The 15,951-nt window shown below is 64.5% G+C and carries 15 protein-coding genes; 7 read left to right on the top strand and 8 right to left on the bottom strand.

Annotated features, from left to right (window positions below):
• Window positions 1-3 precede the first annotated feature (3 nt).
• The 7 genes from MLE42_RS04075 to MLE42_RS04105 all read right to left on the bottom strand — a co-directional run bounded on the left by MLE42_RS04075 (window position 4) and on the right by MLE42_RS04105 (window position 6,797).
• The gene (locus MLE42_RS04075; RefSeq protein ID WP_243286609.1) at window positions 4-717 is read right to left on the bottom strand and encodes a cytochrome b family protein; all 714 of its coding nucleotides are present in this window, start codon (window positions 715-717) and stop codon (window positions 4-6) included.
• The gene (locus MLE42_RS04080) at window positions 714-1,484 is read right to left on the bottom strand and encodes a cytochrome b N-terminal domain-containing protein (RefSeq protein WP_243286610.1); all 771 of its coding nucleotides are present in this window, start codon (window positions 1,482-1,484) and stop codon (window positions 714-716) included. The genes MLE42_RS04075 and MLE42_RS04080 overlap by 4 nt, the downstream gene beginning before the upstream one ends.
• Entirely contained in the window at window positions 1,481-1,954 is a 474-nt protein-coding gene (locus MLE42_RS04085) for a QcrA and Rieske domain-containing protein (protein ID WP_243286611.1), read from the bottom strand. Before MLE42_RS04085 ends, MLE42_RS04080 begins: the two co-directional genes overlap by 4 nt.
• 13 nt (window positions 1,955-1,967) lie before the next feature.
• Complete coding sequence (locus tag MLE42_RS04090) at window positions 1,968-3,797, bottom strand: FAD-dependent oxidoreductase (RefSeq protein ID WP_243286612.1); 1,830 nt, start codon at window positions 3,795-3,797, stop codon at window positions 1,968-1,970.
• A 5-nt stretch (window positions 3,798-3,802) separates the two neighbouring features.
• Window positions 3,803-4,381 carry a hypothetical protein gene (locus MLE42_RS04095; protein ID WP_243286613.1) on the bottom strand — a complete coding sequence of 193 codons (579 nt, stop codon included), beginning with the start codon at window positions 4,379-4,381 and terminating at the stop codon, window positions 3,803-3,805.
• 58 nt (window positions 4,382-4,439) lie between these two features.
• The gene (locus MLE42_RS04100) at window positions 4,440-5,930 is read right to left on the bottom strand and encodes a hypothetical protein (RefSeq protein WP_243286614.1); all 1,491 of its coding nucleotides are present in this window, start codon (window positions 5,928-5,930) and stop codon (window positions 4,440-4,442) included.
• A 192-nt stretch (window positions 5,931-6,122) separates the two neighbouring features.
• Window positions 6,123-6,797, bottom strand: a complete 675-nt coding sequence (locus MLE42_RS04105; protein ID WP_243286615.1) for a helix-turn-helix transcriptional regulator — start codon at window positions 6,795-6,797, stop codon at window positions 6,123-6,125.
• A gap of 292 nt (window positions 6,798-7,089) precedes the next feature.
• Here MLE42_RS04105 and topA point away from each other — a divergent pair, with 292 nt between their 5' ends.
• From topA to MLE42_RS04125, 4 genes are read left to right on the top strand one after another with little or no spacing between them, the layout of a single operon-like run.
• On the top strand, window positions 7,090-9,573 hold the full coding sequence (gene topA / locus MLE42_RS04110) for a type I DNA topoisomerase (protein ID WP_243286616.1): 2,484 nt from the start codon (window positions 7,090-7,092) through the stop codon (window positions 9,571-9,573).
• Window positions 9,574-9,629: 56 nt separating this feature from the next.
• On the top strand, window positions 9,630-10,736 hold the full coding sequence (locus MLE42_RS04115) for a DUF262 domain-containing protein (RefSeq protein ID WP_243286617.1): 1,107 nt from the start codon (window positions 9,630-9,632) through the stop codon (window positions 10,734-10,736).
• A 3-nt stretch (window positions 10,737-10,739) separates the two neighbouring features.
• A complete protein-coding gene (locus MLE42_RS04120) occupies window positions 10,740-11,384 on the top strand; it encodes an MAE_28990/MAE_18760 family HEPN-like nuclease (protein ID WP_243286618.1) in 645 nt (214 codons plus the stop codon).
• A gap of 14 nt (window positions 11,385-11,398) precedes the next feature.
• Entirely contained in the window at window positions 11,399-11,902 is a 504-nt protein-coding gene (locus tag MLE42_RS04125) for a DinB family protein (RefSeq protein ID WP_243286619.1), read from the top strand.
• A gap of 178 nt (window positions 11,903-12,080) precedes the next feature.
• On the opposite strand, the gene MLE42_RS04130 is transcribed toward MLE42_RS04125, so the two are convergent.
• Window positions 12,081-12,440: a hypothetical protein gene (locus tag MLE42_RS04130; protein WP_243286620.1), complete on the bottom strand. Its 360-nt coding sequence runs from the start codon at window positions 12,438-12,440 to the stop codon at window positions 12,081-12,083.
• Window positions 12,441-12,796: 356 nt separating this feature from the next.
• Here MLE42_RS04130 and MLE42_RS04135 point away from each other — a divergent pair, with 356 nt between their 5' ends.
• From MLE42_RS04135 to MLE42_RS04145, 3 genes are read left to right on the top strand one after another with little or no spacing between them, the layout of a single operon-like run.
• The gene (locus MLE42_RS04135) at window positions 12,797-13,495 is read left to right on the top strand and encodes a hypothetical protein (RefSeq protein WP_243286621.1); all 699 of its coding nucleotides are present in this window, start codon (window positions 12,797-12,799) and stop codon (window positions 13,493-13,495) included.
• Window positions 13,496-13,499: 4 nt separating this feature from the next.
• Window positions 13,500-14,363, top strand: a complete 864-nt coding sequence (locus tag MLE42_RS04140; protein WP_243286622.1) for an alpha/beta hydrolase — start codon at window positions 13,500-13,502, stop codon at window positions 14,361-14,363.
• Between the two features lie 37 nt (window positions 14,364-14,400).
• Entirely contained in the window at window positions 14,401-15,942 is a 1,542-nt protein-coding gene (locus tag MLE42_RS04145; RefSeq protein ID WP_243286623.1) for a hypothetical protein, read from the top strand.
• The last annotated feature ends 9 nt before the right edge of the window (window positions 15,943-15,951 follow it).

Consider the following 15,951-nt stretch of genomic DNA (forward strand, 5'->3'; position numbering starts at 1 on the left):
CCGTCAAGCGGGGGGATACATGTTCCAGGGCCAGACGAGCGACCACCCGGGACCACGGAAGAAGGTGCCGATGAGCGTGAGGACCGTGGCCACGAGGATGAACCAGGTCATGATCCATTCCGGCAGGGTGACGCTCACGAGGAACCGGCGCAGGCGCCCCTCCTGCCCGCCGCCGTAGACCGAGAACATGGCCGCCCCGATCAGGAGGGTCGGGACCACGATGGGCCAGCAGCCGAAGAGCGCGAAGAACACGGCCAGGAAGCCCGCCGCCCCGCCCACCCAGTTCCGGGTCCGCGCCTTGTCCCCCGACCAGAGGGGCCGCGCCGACAGGTTGATCTTCGCGTAGGGGATGACCACGAGGGCCACCACCACCAGGCCGGGGAAGACGACGCCGGCGACCACCGGCGGGAAGTAGTGGAGCAGCTCCTGGAGGCCCAGGAAGTACCAGGGCGCCTTCGAGGGGTTCGGCGTCTCCAGGGGATTGGCGATCCCCTCGAGGGGGGCGTTGAAGAGCAGCGCGATGATCGAGAGGGCGACCACCACGACCTGGAAGCAGATCACCTCGCGGAGGATGAGGTTGGGATAGGTCATCACCCAGCGCTCCTCCACGCGGCGGAGCGTGGCCCTCGCGTCCGGGCGCACCAGGGCCACGCGCTTGGGCACGGCCACGGGATCGTTGGACTCGACGACCCGCAGGGGGGGCATGGGCTGGCTCATGGTTCCACCTCGTCGTCGGCGGGGGGTTCAGGCGGACCCTGCACGCCGCCGTCCTTCCGCACCCGCCAGATGTGGACGCCCAGGAGGCCGATGAGGGACGCGGGCAAGAGGACACAGTGGAGGACGTAGAAGCGCAGCAGGGCGTTCTCGGAGACGATGTTCCCGCCCAGCAGGAGGAAGCGGATGGGCGGCCCGAGGATGGGGGCCTCCTTCGCCATGTTGGTGCCCACCGAGACCCCCCAGAAGGCCAGCTGGTCCCAGGGGAGCAGATACCCGGTGTACGACAGCAGCAGCGTCACCAGAAGCAGGACCACGCCGATCACCCAGTTGAACTGGCGGGGCGGCCGGTAGGCGCGGTGGTAGAACACCCGGGCCATGTGCAGCATCGCCCCGAGCACCATCAGGTGGGCGGCCCAGCGGTGGAGGTTCCGGTAGAACACCCCGTTGTCCACCACGAACTTCAGCTCCTTCATGTCCCGGTAGGCCTGTGGCACCGAGGGGTGGTAGTAGAACATCAGCAGAATGCCGGTGGCGATGAGCACCACCATGGCCGAGACCGTGATCCCGCCCAGCCAGTAGGTGTGGCTGAACTTCAGCGTCTTCTCCCGCACCTTCACCGGGTGGACGTGGAGGAAGAGGTTCTCGAAGATGACCAGCGAGCGGTTGCGGTTCGTGTCCGCCGCGCCGTGCCGCACGATGGAGCGGTACACCGCGGATCCGCGGATCAGGGTGCCCAGCTGGGAGAGGGAGAAAGCGTTCCCGTTCATACCTTCAGCACCTTTCCGTGGGGGACGACCACACTGGTGTCGACCGTGAGGTTCCCGTCCGCGTCGGCCTTCACCTCCAGCCAGGGGAGGGAGCGGGGGGCCGGGCCGTGGACCACGTTGCCCTCCGGGTCGAAGCGGCTGCCGTGGCAGGGGCAGGCGATCACGCCCTCATCCGCGTGGTAGCGGGTGATGCAGCCCAGGTGGGTGCACACGGCGGACAGCGCGAAGACGCCGCCCTGGCCGCCGACGATGTAGGCCCGGTGCTCCTCGTCGAAGCGGATCGTGCCCTCCGGGTAGTCCTGCAGGTGGCCCGCCTTGAACTCCGTCGGCGGCTCGAAGAGCACCTTCGGTTCCATGTAGTCCAGCACCGTGAGGGCGGCCCCCGCGGCGGTCAGGGCGCAGGCGCCCAGCCCCAGCCGGGCCAGGAACTCCCGGCGCGACTCCTCGCCCGACTTGAGCGGCAATGCCATGCCTTCCTCCGCGTCACGCACTGGCGCGCTCCTTTCCTGCAAAGCTCTGCATCGTGATGGTCCCCACCGGGCAGCGCATGGCGCACAGGCCGCACCGGATGCAGGTCTCCTCGTCCTTGATGAAGATCGAGCCGGCCCGCTCGCCGTCCAGCAGCAGCGGCGCCAGCTCCCGCGCCGAGGCCGGCGCCTCGCCCTCCAGCCGCGACGGCACGATCTCGATGCAGTCCTCGGGGCAGATGTCCTGGCAGCCGCCGCAGAGGATGCACTCCGTGCCCTCGTCGGGGTTCTGTTCGAAGATCGTGTTCGTCCAGCAGTGGAGGCAGCGCAGGCCTTCCTGGCGCGCCGCGCCCTCGCTGAAGCACTCCTCGACTTCCGCGAAGCCCACCCGGCGGGAGGTCGGCCGCATGGGCGGCTGCTGGCGGGGGATCCCCTCGTAGTCCCAGGCGCGCTCGTAGCGATCCTCCTGGTCGATCTCGACGGTGATCTCGGGCTCGGGGCACGGCCGGCCCCGCAGGAACTCGTCGATGGACCGCGCGGCGCGCTTGCCGTCGGCCACCGCGCTGATGGCGATCCGGGGGCCGAAGGCCGCGTCGCCGCCGGTGAAGACGCCGGGGGCCGTGGTGGCGAGGGTATCGGGATCGAAGATGATCCGGCCCTGGGCCGTCTGGATGCCGTCCTCGGGGCGCAGGAACGAGAACTCGCCCGTCTGCCCGATGGCCACGATGACCGTGTCGGCCTCGAAGATCTCCTCCGAGCCATCCTCGAACTGGGGCGCGAAGCGGCCGGTCTCGTCGAACACGCGGGCCACGCGGGTGAACTCGATGCCGGTCACGGCGCCCTTCTCGCCCACGATGCGCCTGGGCCCCACGCGGTAGCGGAAGTGGATGCCCTCCTTGTGGGCCTCCTCCACCTCCTCCGGGGAGGCCGGCATCTCCTGCTCGGATTCCAGGCAGCAGACCGTGACCTCACGGCCGCCGAAGCGCACGGCGCTCCGGGCCACGTCCAGGGCCTGGACGATGGACAGGCTGCGCTCCATGTTCGCCTGCTCGCCGCCCCGGGCCGCGGTGCGGGCCACGTCGAGGGCCACGTTGCCGCCGCCGATGACGACGACCTTCCGGCCCATGTCGACCTTGTAGCCCAGGTTCAGGTTCAGCAGGTAGTCGATGCCCTTCAGCACGCCGTCCAGCTCGATGCCCGGCGTCCGCAGATCGCGGCTCTGCATGGCCCCCACGCCCAGGAAGATGGACTGGTAGCCCTGGGCCTTCAGGTCCTCCAGCGTGAAGTCCTTGCCCAGCCGGGCGTTGGTCCTCAGCTCCACCCCCAGCGAGAGGATGGCGTTCACCTCGAGCTGGATGAGGGCCCGGGGCAGGCGGTACTCGGGCACGCCCAGCCGCAGCATGCCCCCGGCCACGGGGGCCGCTTCGAAGATGGTCACCGGGTAGCCCAGGAGCGCCAGGTCGTGGGCGCAGGCCAGGCCTGCGGGGCCCGAGCCGATGACAGCCACCTTCTCGGCGTACCGGTCCTTCCGGTGGCCGTAGATCTCGGACAGCACGGAGAAGTCCATCATGCTCTCGACGCCGAACTTCTCCGTCACGAACCGCTTCATGGCGCGGATGGCCACCGGGGCGTCGAGCTCGCCCCGGCGGCACACCGCCTCGCACGGCGCCGCGCAGATCCGCCCGCAGATGGAGGCGAGCGGGTTCGGGCGCCGGGCGACCGCGTAGGCCTCCCGGTACTTCCCCTCCGCGATCAGCGTCACGTACTTGCCCGCCTCGGTATGGACCGGGCACGCCCACTTGCAGGGGAAGTTCCGTTCAAGCCATTCCTGGCTGACGTCGGCCAAGGGAGCTACCTCGCGATCTCGAAATCGGCCTGCGTGCTGCCCGCCACCTTGACGCTCTTCTGGGTCGCCTTCAGCTTCGGGTGCCAGACCTTCACAGTGAGCTGGCCGTCGGGGACGTTCTTGATCTCGTAGCTGCCGTCCGCCTTGGTGACGGCGAAGTACGGGGTGGGGACGGCCACGACGAAGCCTTCCATCTCGGGGTGGACCTTGCACAGCAGCGTCGCCTGGCACTCGTTCTTGAAGGTGTAGCTGCGGGACTGCCCCTGGGGCCAGGTGCCCAGGTTGAACTTGCTGCAGCAGGTGTCGGGTGAGAAGACGTTGTGCAGCACGGCATCGTCGTTGTGGAAGTCGACCGTGGTGCCCACCTGCACCGGCAGCACGTGCGGGATGAAGACCAGGTTCTTCTGGTCCACCAGCGCATGCTTGGCGGGCGCGGGGAACGTCTTGCCGGGGATCGTGTCCACGAAGACGACGGCGTCGGCATTGTTGCGCACACCCTTGCAGGTGACCTTCCCGTGCAGGTCCCCGGCGGCGAGCGAGGCTGCCGAGCCGAGGGCCAGGATGGTGATGAGTGCGGTTTTCATCGTAGGGCTCCTGTCATGCGGGTGCGGGGGGCGCCGGAGCGCCCCCCGCGGGGGTGGGTTAGAAGGCGGCGCGGATGACGGTGTTCAGGGCCTTGTTGCTTCCGACCCCGGCCTGGTCCGACTTCTGGTACTCGATCATGAACTTCACGTTGGCCGCGGCCAGGTAGCTGAAGTTGAAGTTGGAGACCTTCAGGGGCTGGACGGTGGTGTCGCCGGGCGTGAGCTTCTCGAAGCGGGCGGAGACCTGGAAGGGCGGCGCGATCACGTAGTCCGCCTGGACGAAGGCGGCCTTGTAGGTGCGGTCGTTCGTGCTCACCACGGTGAGGTTGTCGGCGGTCCGGAGCTCCAGGGTGTCCCGGCCATTCAGGTAGACACCGAACACGTTCAGGTCCATCCAGGTCCAGGAGGCATAGAGGCCGCCGCGGGTGTAGCTCGTGTCCTGCATGTGGAAGGGGTTGGTCCCATCCACGGGGTCGATGACCGGGCCGTTGATGTCCGCGGCCAGGAAGTCGACGTTCGTGGCGTTGCCCTTCAGGCCGAACACGCCCACGCGGAAGGAGGTCTCACGCCAGTTCTCGGGGGGCAGCTGCACGCCTTCCGTGTCGCCGTCCAGACCCATGCCGCCGAACTTGTAGTCCATCCGGAGGTAGATGTCTTTGTGGGTGCTGTTGTTGAAGTTCCCGTTGGGGGAGCCGGTCGTGCCGAGAGCATTGGCGCCACTGACCGGCGTGTTCGCCCCGGGGCTGATCTTGCTCATGACGCCGAAGGTGTAGAAGAAGCGGTGCTTGATGACGCCGTAGGCCTCGATGGCGCGGGCCCGGGCGGGCAGGGACACGACGCCGGCCGCGTCATCCAGGATGCCCACGCCGCCGTTGTAGCCCACGGGGTTGTAGTTGAACATCGAGTCCACGCCGTTGTCGGTCATGATCCACATCTCCTGGAACCCGTCGTAGAGGTTCGGCGCGAACTTCCCGATGCGGACGTTGAAGGCGTGCTCGGGGCCCAGGAGGGAGTCGAAGTCCAGGCGGGCGTGCTCGATCTCCGTGCCGGTGCTGCCGTCCGAGTTCTCGGCGTGAGTCAGCTCGGCCATGAAGCTCATGTGCTCGCCGAGCGTCCCCGCCGCGAAGAGGTTCACCTCCTGGGGGAACTGGAAGTCGTTGTGGACGACCGTCTTGTTGCCGGAGGCGTCCGTGGCGGCGTTGTAGACGCTCGCCATCTTCACGTTCACGGCCAGGGGGGCGTTGCCCGGCAGCTCGCTGGGCCACACGGCCTGGGGCCACACGCGCTTGTAGGCCTCGGAGCCGAGCGAGACGGGCCTCTGCTTGATCTGCTCCTCGGTCTCCTTGGGCATCCGGTAGCCGTTCAGGCGGAAGGCCTCGCCGAAGGCGTTGAGCTTGGGATACACCGTGTGGCAGGTCACGCAGGAGGTCTGGTACTTCCGCGCGAAGATGGGGAAGGCGCTGGCGGGCGTGGCCAGGCCCAGGAAGAGACCCGCCAGGACGGCGAGTCTTCCCAGGGCGGGGAAAGGATGCTTCAAGGGGAGGCGCATAGGGGGGTGGCTCCTTGGAAGGGGTTCGGCTTCAAGGAATACGACTGGCCCCAGGGCCCCACCATCCGGCGCCCGCATCATTCTGCGTGGGGAGAATGCATCAGGGCCCGGCGGAGCGGCGGCCCGGGCCGGACGCCCGGCCACGCGGCAACCCTAGCAACCCCAGCACTTCTAAAAGAGCGCCTGGCCCCCCTAGACGATCCCCTTCTGGAACGCGAAGGCCACCGCCTCGGCCTTGGAGTGCACCTCCAGCTTGTCGAGGATCTTCTGGGTGTGGTTCCGCACCGTCAGGGCCGAGATGTGGAGGAAGTCGGCGATCTCCGGGGTGGTCCGCCCCGCGGCGATGAGGCCCAGGATCTCCACTTCCCGCTGGCTGAGCCGGCGGGCCCGGGCGTCCGGCGACTCGCGGGCGTTCTGGGCGGCCGGCCGGGGGGCCGCGCCGTTCTCGTTCCCGCTGGCGGCGGGCGCCGCCGACCGCTCCGAGGGCTTCAGGATGTGCATCAGGTAGAAGTGGTGGGGCGGCGGGGCCGCCAGCTGGAGGATGACCACCTCCGCGAGGACCAGGTGGCGGTCCTTCGCCACGAAGCGGAGGTCGAAGTGCCGGACCACCTCTCCCCGGCCCGCCATCCCCACCAGGGGGCAGTTCTCGCTGCAGTAGCGGTTGCCCCATCCGTCGCACCCGCCCATCAGGTCCGCGCAGGAGGCCCCCACGGCTTCCTGGGCCGTGAAGCCCAGCAGGGCCTCGGCGCTGCGGTTCCAGGCCGCGATGTGGTTGTGGCGGTCCGTGATGAACACCGGATCGGGCGAGTGCTCCACCGTCGCCAGGATGGGGCGCAGCTCCTCGGGCAGGCGCGAGACCGCGCTCACCGGCGCTCCCGCGATCCCGGGTGGGGGGCGGCAGGCTGGCCGGGAACTTGACGCATGGGATCCGCTCCGTGGTCCCGGAGGGCCGGTGATAAAGGAAATGCGTCGTATTCTCCGCAGCACAACGAAGGCCTGTCCACAGAAATTTCATATGTATTTGTATAAACAAGATTTTAAGACCCGCGCCAGCATTGGCTCCCTTCGTTTTTTACCAGGGGGGTCCGGGGCGCCCCTCCCCGCCGGCACTTGACAAACCTCCGCCCCCAGGACTCATCCTTGGCCCCTGGGGGATGCTGTGACCAAACTCGTGATCGTCGAAAGCCCGTCGAAGGCGAAGACCATCACCAAGTACCTCGGCAAGGGGTACAAGGTCATGGCCTCCGTGGGCCACATCCGGGACCTCCCGCGCAAGCTGGGGGTCGACATCGAGAACGGTTTCCAGGAGGAATACGAGATCAGCCCGGCCAAGGAGAAGGTGGTCAAGGAGCTGAGGGCCGCCGCCAAGACCGCCGACGAGCTGGTGCTTGCCACCGACCCCGACCGCGAGGGGGAGGCCATCAGCTGGCACCTGCTGGAGGCCATCAAGCCGCCCAAGAGCCTGCCCGTCAGCCGCGTCCTCTTCAACGAGATCACCCCGGCGGGCATCCAGAAGGCCATGGCCGCGCCCACGGTCATTAATAAGAAGCTTGTGGATGCCCAGCGGGCCCGCCGCGTGCTGGACCGGCTCGTGGGCTACAAGGTGAGCCAGGTGCTCTGGGACAAGGTGCGCCGCGGGCTCAGCGCCGGGCGCGTCCAGAGCGTGGCCGTGCGCATCATCGTGGACCGCGAGAAGGAGATCCAGGCCTTCAACCCCGTCGAATACTGGGTGCTGAAAGCCAAGTTCGCCGCCAAGCTGCCGCCCTCCTTCTGGATGAAGCTGGTGAAGGTGGGAGGCGAGGCCCTGCAGCTCGGCAACAAGGAGACCAAGCGCCGGGTGGCGGACGCCGCCCAGGCCAAGGACCTGAAATCGAAGCTGGAGAAGGCCGCCTACAAGGTCACCAGCCTGGAGACGAAGGAGAAGAAGCGGAACCCCGCCGCCCCCTTCACCACCGCCAAGCTCCAGCAGGAATCGGCCCAGAAGCTGAAGATGAGCGTCAGCCGCACCATGCAGAACGCCCAGCGCCTGTACGAGGGCGTGGAATTCGGCGAAGGCCCCGTGGGCCTCATCACCTACATGAGAACGGATTCGCCCCGCATGGCCCCCGAGGCCGTGGAGGCCACCCGCGAGCTCATCGCCAAGAAGTACGGCAAGGAGTACCTGCCCGCCAAGGCCCGAGTCTACACCGGCAAGGCCGGGGCGCAGGACGCCCACGAGGCCATCCGCCCCACGGACGTGGCCCGCACGCCCGAGAGCCTGCGCGGGCACCTGGAGCCCGACCAGTTCCGCCTCTACGCCCTCATCTGGCGGCGGACCATGGCCTCGCAGATGGAGGCCGCCCGCTTCGACGAGACCGTGGTGCAGACCGAAGCGGAAGTGGGCAAGGAGACGGCGCTCTTTGAAGCCAAGGGCGAGATCGAGCGCTTCCCCGGCTGGCTGGCGGTCTACCGCGCCGACAAGAGCGAGGCCGACGCCGAGTCCATCGCCGACGCCACCAAGGATGGCACCCGGGATGGCGAGGAGGACGAGGACGAGGAGCAGCTCCCGGCCCTGAAGCTGGGCGAGGCCCTGAAGCTGGAGCAGCTCGACGCCGACCAGTCGTTCACCAAGCCCCCGGCGCGCTTCAACGAGGCCACCCTGGTGAAGGAGCTGGAGGAGGACGGCATCGGCCGGCCCTCCACCTACGCCAGCATCATCAGCACCATCCAGGACCGGGACTACGTGAAGAAGCACGAGGGCCGCTTCAAGCCCACGGAGCTGGGCATGGTGGTCACCGAGCTGCTCATCCAGGGCTTCCCGCGCCTGCTGGACAGCAAGTACACCTCGGGCATGGAGGGCAACCTCGACCGCATCGAGGAGGGCCAGCTCACCTTCAAGAAGGCCATGACCGACTTCTACGGCCCCTTCGAGAAGGCGCTCCAGGCCGCCGGGCAGGACATGCAGAACCTGAAGGCCGGCGTGCCCACGGGCGAGAAGTGCCCCAAGTGCGGCGACCGGAAGAAGCACCCGGGCGTGCTGCTCAAGCGCATCGGCCGCAACGGGCTCTTCGTGGGTTGCACCAACTACAGCGCCGAGGCCGAGAAGGACAAGTGCGACTACACGGCGGACCTCGAGAAGATGGAGGAGCCCGAGGACGCGCCCGAGTGCCCGCTCTGCGGCACCACGCCCATGAACCTGCGCAAGGGCCAGTGGGGCCCCTTCTGGGCCTGCCCCAACTACCCCAAGTGCAAGGGCATCGTGAAGGCCGATCCCAAGGGCATCCCCGTGCCGCCGGACGAGCCCATCGGCGAGAAGTGCCCCAACTGCGGCAAGGACTTCGTGAAGCGCCACGGCCGCTACGGCGAGTTCATCTGCTGCATCGACTACCCCACCTGCAAGACGGTGAAGAAGGAGATCCTGGCCGTCCCCTGCCCCAAGTGCGGCGGCGGCCTCAGCCCCCGCAAGACCCGCTTCGGCAAGGTCTTCTACGGCTGCGTGAACTACCCCAAGTGCGACTTCACCGCCTGGGACAAGCCCGTCCCCGTCACCTGCCCCGCCTGCAAGAACCCCAGCATGGGCGAGAAGACCCGCAAGCCGAGGGGGAAGGACCCCATCCAGGTGCTGCTCTGCCCCAAGTGCGGGCATGAAGAGCCGATGGGATGACATCCCCCCAAAAAACGTCTTAGTGTAATTAAGCAACAATTAAATGTCGGTGACCCATGACGCTTGAACTAGAAATCAACCAAGCTAGAAAAGAAATCGTTTCCGATGGATATGACATGTCTTTCGGAGAAGTTATGAATTTGTACAAGGATAATGAATTAACAATTAATCCCGATTTTCAAAGATTGTTTAGGTGGGATGATTCGCAAAGAACTAGATTCATAGAATCTCTTCTACTTGGTATCCCGGTTCCACCCATCTTTGTGTACCAGAATACGGATGGCATCTGGGAATTAATTGATGGTCTTCAAAGATTATCCACCGTCCTCCAGTTCGCCGGCATGTTGCACGACGAAAACGGAGTCCCCCTTCCCCCACTTACTCTTAGTGGCACCAAATATCTACCAGGTCTTGCCGATAAACGTTGGGAACAGACCGACTCCACTAGTAATGATGGTATTGGAAAATCAATTCAGTTAACTATAAAAAGAGCCAGAATCAGAGTCGAAATTCTCAAAAAAGAAAGTGACCCTAACTCAAAATACGAATTATTCCAGAGATTAAACACTGGTGGGTCAAAACTTTCAGAACAAGAAGTGCGAAATTGTGTTGCAGTCATGATAAATCCTCCATTTAAAGAATGGCTTTTTGATCTATCTTCTAATACCGATTTTCTTAACACAATAGCCCAAACAGAAGATGCAATTAGAATTCAGGCAAACGTCGAATTGGCTTTTCGATTTATTGCTTTTAGAAATGTCACATACACCAAGGGTCTTGATGTACATGAATATCTTGATGAGGCCCTAATTTCAATCGCGAGTGACCCATCATTTGACATGCCAACGGAAGGTGAAATTTTCAATAAAACATTCAAACTTCTTAATCGGGCACTCAATTCTGGAGCTTTTAAGAAATGGGATGGCTCGAGATTTACAGGCAAATTTTTAATGTCATTGTTTGAAGTTGTGTCAATTGGAGTTTCCAAACAAATAAGTGAAATCGAAAAATTAACCGAAGATGGACAAATCGATTTAATTACAAGTAGAGTTAAGGCTCTATGGTCGGACACCACGTTCCTCTCTCATTCCGGTGCAGGAACGCGTGGAACCACTCGACTCGTACATCTTTTACCCCTATCAAATGAATACTTTAGGCCGTAATCCATGAAGCCTCGGACTTCATCACAACTCCAAGATTTTCTGGACCAAGAATTTGCTTGGAGATTAAAAGAAATTGCCAATTTAAAAAATGTCATTAATGGCACGGGATCACTCGAAAAGAAAACACTTATTCGCGCATCACTCGCACTTCTTTATGCACATTGGGAGGGATTCATCAAAGCTTCCTCATTTGCATTTCTCTTTTTTATTGAGCATCAGGGATTAAAATACAATGAACTTCAATCCTGTTTTTCTGTTTTAGGTCTAAAGGGCAAACTCAATTCCTTGAAATCATCAAAACAAATGGACCAAAACAAAGAAATTCTTGAATTTATTATCAACGAATTAGATCAACCAGCAAAATTAAAATTTGATGGTGCCATACGGACTGAATCTAATCTGAACTCAGAAATTTTTGAGAATATATCTATCTCCATTGGGATTAACCCCGCACCCTATCAGACGAAATATCATTTAATCGATGAAAGTTTACTCAAACGACGAAATGGTATTGCGCATGGAGACTACATAGATATTTCCGGTTCGGATTATAAGAATCTTGCCGATGAGGTATTACAATTACTCAGAAATTTCAAAACAGATATAGAGAATTCCATTATTTTGAATGCTTATAAAAAAAGTGCGTAAAAATTTCTAGTTCTATGCTCCAGGACGCCCCCTCCTTCCTCGCCTACTGGCGCAACGCCCGGTCTCGCACGGTGCGGGTGCTGGAGGCGCTGGCGCCCGAGGACCTCGAGTGGGCGCCCGTGCCCGGGGCCTTCACCTTCGGCGACCTGTTCCGCCACCTGGCGGGGCTGGAGCGCTTCATGTACGCAGAGAACGTGCAGGGCCGCCCCAGCACCTACCCGGGCCACGGGGCTGACTTGGCCGCGGGCCTGGATGGCGTGCGCGCCTACCTGGACCGCTGCCACGCGGAATCCCTGGTCCTCTTCGGCACCCTCACGGACGCGGACCTGTTGGCCCCCTGCGTGAACCCCGCCGGGGCTTCCATGGCCACATGGAAGTGGCTCCGCGCCATGGCCGAGCACGAGGCCCACCACCGCGGGCAGCTCTACCTCATGGCCAGCCTCCGCGGCCGAACCGTCGCCCCCCTCTTCGGCCTCACCGAAGCCCAGCTCGCCGCCGCCTCCCAAGCGAAAAGCTGAATCAGCCACCGATGTCAGTGAGGATGGTGATGGGGCGCCGCGAGCTTCCCGCATGGGCGGAGCCGGGCCTCCCCGAAATCACCGGAATCGGTGGCCCGAAAAGAGCCTTGCTCCTCCCTCCGCGCCCATCCGGGGCCCGGGTCGCGAGGGCTGAGGGGTGCGTCCGCGGCGCAGGGCGCTAGGTCGCTTTTCCGGCCTTGCCCGTGAGGCAGTCGACGAAGGCCTCGATGGCATCGCAGGTGGCCTGGGCGCCCTCATCCGCCGTCATGCCGTGGCGGTAGTGGGGGTGGAAGGCGCAGGTGCGCAAGGGCGCAACGGCGGCTTCCAGGCTGGAGGCCGACGGGGCGTAGGCGACCAGCTTTCCCATCTGCAGCTCCAGCTTTTCCAGCTTGCCCGTGAGGACGGCGTGCCGCTCGGGAAGCGGCACGGTGTCGATGGCCGCGGTTCCCCCGCGATGGGCGTGCTTCACGGCCGGCTTCTCGGGGGTCGGCCAGGTGCCGATGGCGATCCCTTCCCCTTTGGGGGCGGTCTTTTTCATAGGACCTCCTTGGGTGATGCCCACCCGGGCGAGTCACGCCCGAAGGCTAGGTCCCCCGGCCCCGCCATCAAGGCCCAGGCAGGCAACTTCCCTCCACCCCACCTCGGCCCAGAAAGGATTGCCCAGCACAAGATGGAGCAAACATGCCTTGTTCGTCCATTGTTCAATGTTTTCTAAGGTGTCGCTTGGTTTTTTCAATCATCAAAATATTGACAAGGCTTCCTTCAAGCCGATCTTGAGGACAGTCCATCACGCGCACATGCCGGGATTCCAAGGCGTGGGCCATGCCGTGGACGCCGTCCGGGGATCCAAGTCCCTTCTTCCTATTAGGCATGTCTTTCCGCGTCGAGGAACCGATGCCGACCCTCCTGACCCCCTTTGACAGCCTCACCCACTTCATCACCGCCGCAGGCGCCCTGGGCACCGCCGCGTTCGGCCTCGTCGAGGCCGCGAAGGGGACCACGCCCCTGGGGGTGGCCGGCCTCCGGCGCCTGGAAAGGGCCCTGGGGAGGGCCAACCTCCGGGCCCTGCACAGGACCTACGGGAAGGAAGGCTGGGATCACATCCTCAGGGGTGCCTACCGCAAGGGCGATGCGGCGCTCATGCAGGTGCTCCGGGACGGGCTGAAGGTGGCCCTGGACGGCCCCGAGGACAAGGAATTCGCCAAAGCCTTGAACCTGGATTCCGGAAAGCTCGAGGCCGCCCTCAAGACGTTCCGGGACTCCCAGGTGAAGGGAGGCCCGGGGGTGGACGAAGCCCAGCTCCAGGAGGGCCGGAAGGTCCTGGGCACGGCTGAGCTCACCTTGAATGCCTGGGTGGAGGGAGCCGTGGCCACCGCCATGAATGCCCGCGTGGGTTGGACCCAATGCTGGGCCGGGATCGTCGCGATCCTCGGCGCCCTGTCGGTCGCGGCCATGGTCCCTCCCGACGGCAGCCTGGCCGGCCACCTGGGGAAGGCCCTCCTGCTCGGGGTCGTGGCCGTGCCCATCGCCCCCATCTCGAAGGACCTCGTCTCCCTGCTGAAAGCGGCCAAAGAGGCCGTGGGCCGGCGATAGCGCCATGGCGGACATGCACCTGCTCGACTTCAGGATCCAGAACGTCGGCGGTCCCGTCGTGCGACCGAAGATGTATCTCGTCTCGGAGGATGGCCGGGAGATCGAGGTCGAGCCGGGCTCCACCCTCCGCGCGCACCCGGCCTGGACCTTCGTCATCCACGGCTTTGCCAACGACCGCAGGGAGGGGAAGGCGAAGCTCTCCGCCTACGCGGCCCAGCTGCGCAAGGAGGCCCTCGGCCTGGATACGGGTCTCGCCCTCGTGCTGTGGCCTGGCGACAACCGGCTTTCCCCGCTCACCTACTCCGTGGAAGAGGAGGATGCCCAGAGCACGGCGGACAAGCTGTCCGCCTTCATCCTGGCGTATCTTCCCGGCTCCGTGCGTCCCCACTTCATCGCGCACAGCCTGGGCTCCCTGGTCGCGCTGGAGACCATGAAGCGGCTGCATGAAGATGGTGTTCCCGCGGGCATGTGCCTCCTGCTCGCCGGTGCGGTGGACTGTGACGCGCTGGCGCGGCGGGCGAGATTCCAGGCCTGCGTCCAGGCCGCCGCCCGCGTGCAGGTGCTGTCCTCGAAAAAGGACGTGGTCTTGCAATGGTGCTTCCCGATCGGCGATTTCATCGCGGGTTTCCTCTTCGGGGGCTACACCCGGTCCGCCCTGGGGCGCGTCGGTCCCCAGCCCTCGGAGGCCAGGGAAGGGATCCCCGGCACCGTGGTGTCCCTACCCCTCCCGAATGACTGGAATGTGGGCCACGGGGACTACCTGGCCGGGTCCGACGGGGGCATGAACGGGAAGCAGCTGAGCTCGGCCCATCTGGCGGCAGGAATCCTCTCCGGCGGCCCCGCCGTCTACCCCCCTCCGACGCCCTGAACCCGATGTCCTTCGCGGTGATCTCTCCGGAGCTTCCATGCGATCCATCCTGCTCGCAACCCTGCCCGCCGTGCTGCTTGCCCAGGCTCCTGCCCCGGGCCCGGCACAACCCCCGCCTTCCAGTGTGACTGGAGCCAAGGATCCAGATCCACAGGCTGCCGCCCTCCAGGTGGAGCCCAAGGACCTGGCGGAGAAGTTCAAGCTCGAGGGCCTTGAGTCCACTTCCGGAACGGTCACGGCGGTGTTCAGGTGCGTGAAAAAGCACGGGGATGCCGAGGTGGACTCCAAGCTGCGGGTGCCGCTGGACAAGGATCAGCTCAACCTGGCCGGGGCCCGCTGGAGCCGGGTGGCGGAGACCCAGGGAGAGGCCATCAGCACCAGCACTCCCAAGCCCTCCTGGCGGGAGGTTCTGGGATCGAAGGGGGTGGCCCTGGACCGGAACCTGCTCGTGGAGTTCTTCCGGATCAACGCCTTCCACCCCGTCGGCGACGACTCCGCCCGGAGGAGCACCCCCGCGGCCCGGTTCAGGGTGACCCTCCTCTGCATCGCGCCCATCCGGAAGGAAGGATCGAAGGACCCGCTCCTCAAGGAGGGAACCCGGGTGTTCTGCATCGGCGAGCTGGGTGATGGCGGGATCCGGCTCAGGTTCTCCGGCGGGCCTTGGGCCGAGGCCCACACGGTGCTCGGACCCGACGGCACGGAACTGGAGGGCCCCGTCGTCCTCCTGCCGAGCTGTGACGGCCTGGATCTCAGGGATCTGGACACCCTCTCCACCGACGATGCCCGCACGCTCGCCTGGTGGATGCGGGGAAATGACAGCCACTTCTTCTGGACGCCCAGGGCGACGACCCTTCCCGTGTACAGCTGCCCCCTGGATGTCCAGCTCTACGCGGGGGCCAGCTGGTCCAACCTCTACGTCGCGCCCAGCCAGGGCGGCTCCTCGAACTTCTTCGCCGAACGGGGCCTGCTGCGCCTCGAGGCCACCCAGACCTGGACGGACAAGACCGCGCTGGCCTTCTTCCAGTCCGTGATCATCGCCCAGGTGGAACCCGAGAAATCCGTGGAAGTGAAGGACCTCTCCGGAATGGCGACGGCGATCCGGACGACGCGCGGATTCCTCGGCGCCGTGGACCTGTCCCTGGGATACGCCTTCTTCCAGCATGCCAACCTCGGCCTCGGCGTCCGGCTGTCCGCCCAGCAGGAGCGGGTCGTCCCGGTCGAGGCCGACGGCAGCCCGGTCCCTTCGGCCGTGCCCTTCGATCAGGTCGTGAACCAGCGCCACATCTTCCTGCGCCTCCAGCAACAGGATCCCCAGTGGCGGGGAAGCTTCTTCGAGATCGGGTTGACGACCTGGGACGAGCGGTTCCGGGATCCGGCCGTGCCCGAGAACGAGAAGCGCCGGCTTTTCCGCGGGAGGGTGGCCTTCCGTCCGGAAAAGTGGTCCGCCACCAGCTTCTTCCTCGAAGCCAGCATGAACCGGGCGACGAACAACCGGTCCAAGCTTCCCGAGGAATCACGGATCCAGGTGGGCATCCGGGTGGACCTGAAGATCTTCAGCATGCCTACCTGGCCCTTCTGACCCCCTTCA

The sequence above is a fragment of the Geothrix terrae genome (assembly GCF_022808775.1).
Classification (GTDB): domain Bacteria; phylum Acidobacteriota; class Holophagae; order Holophagales; family Holophagaceae; genus Geothrix; species Geothrix terrae.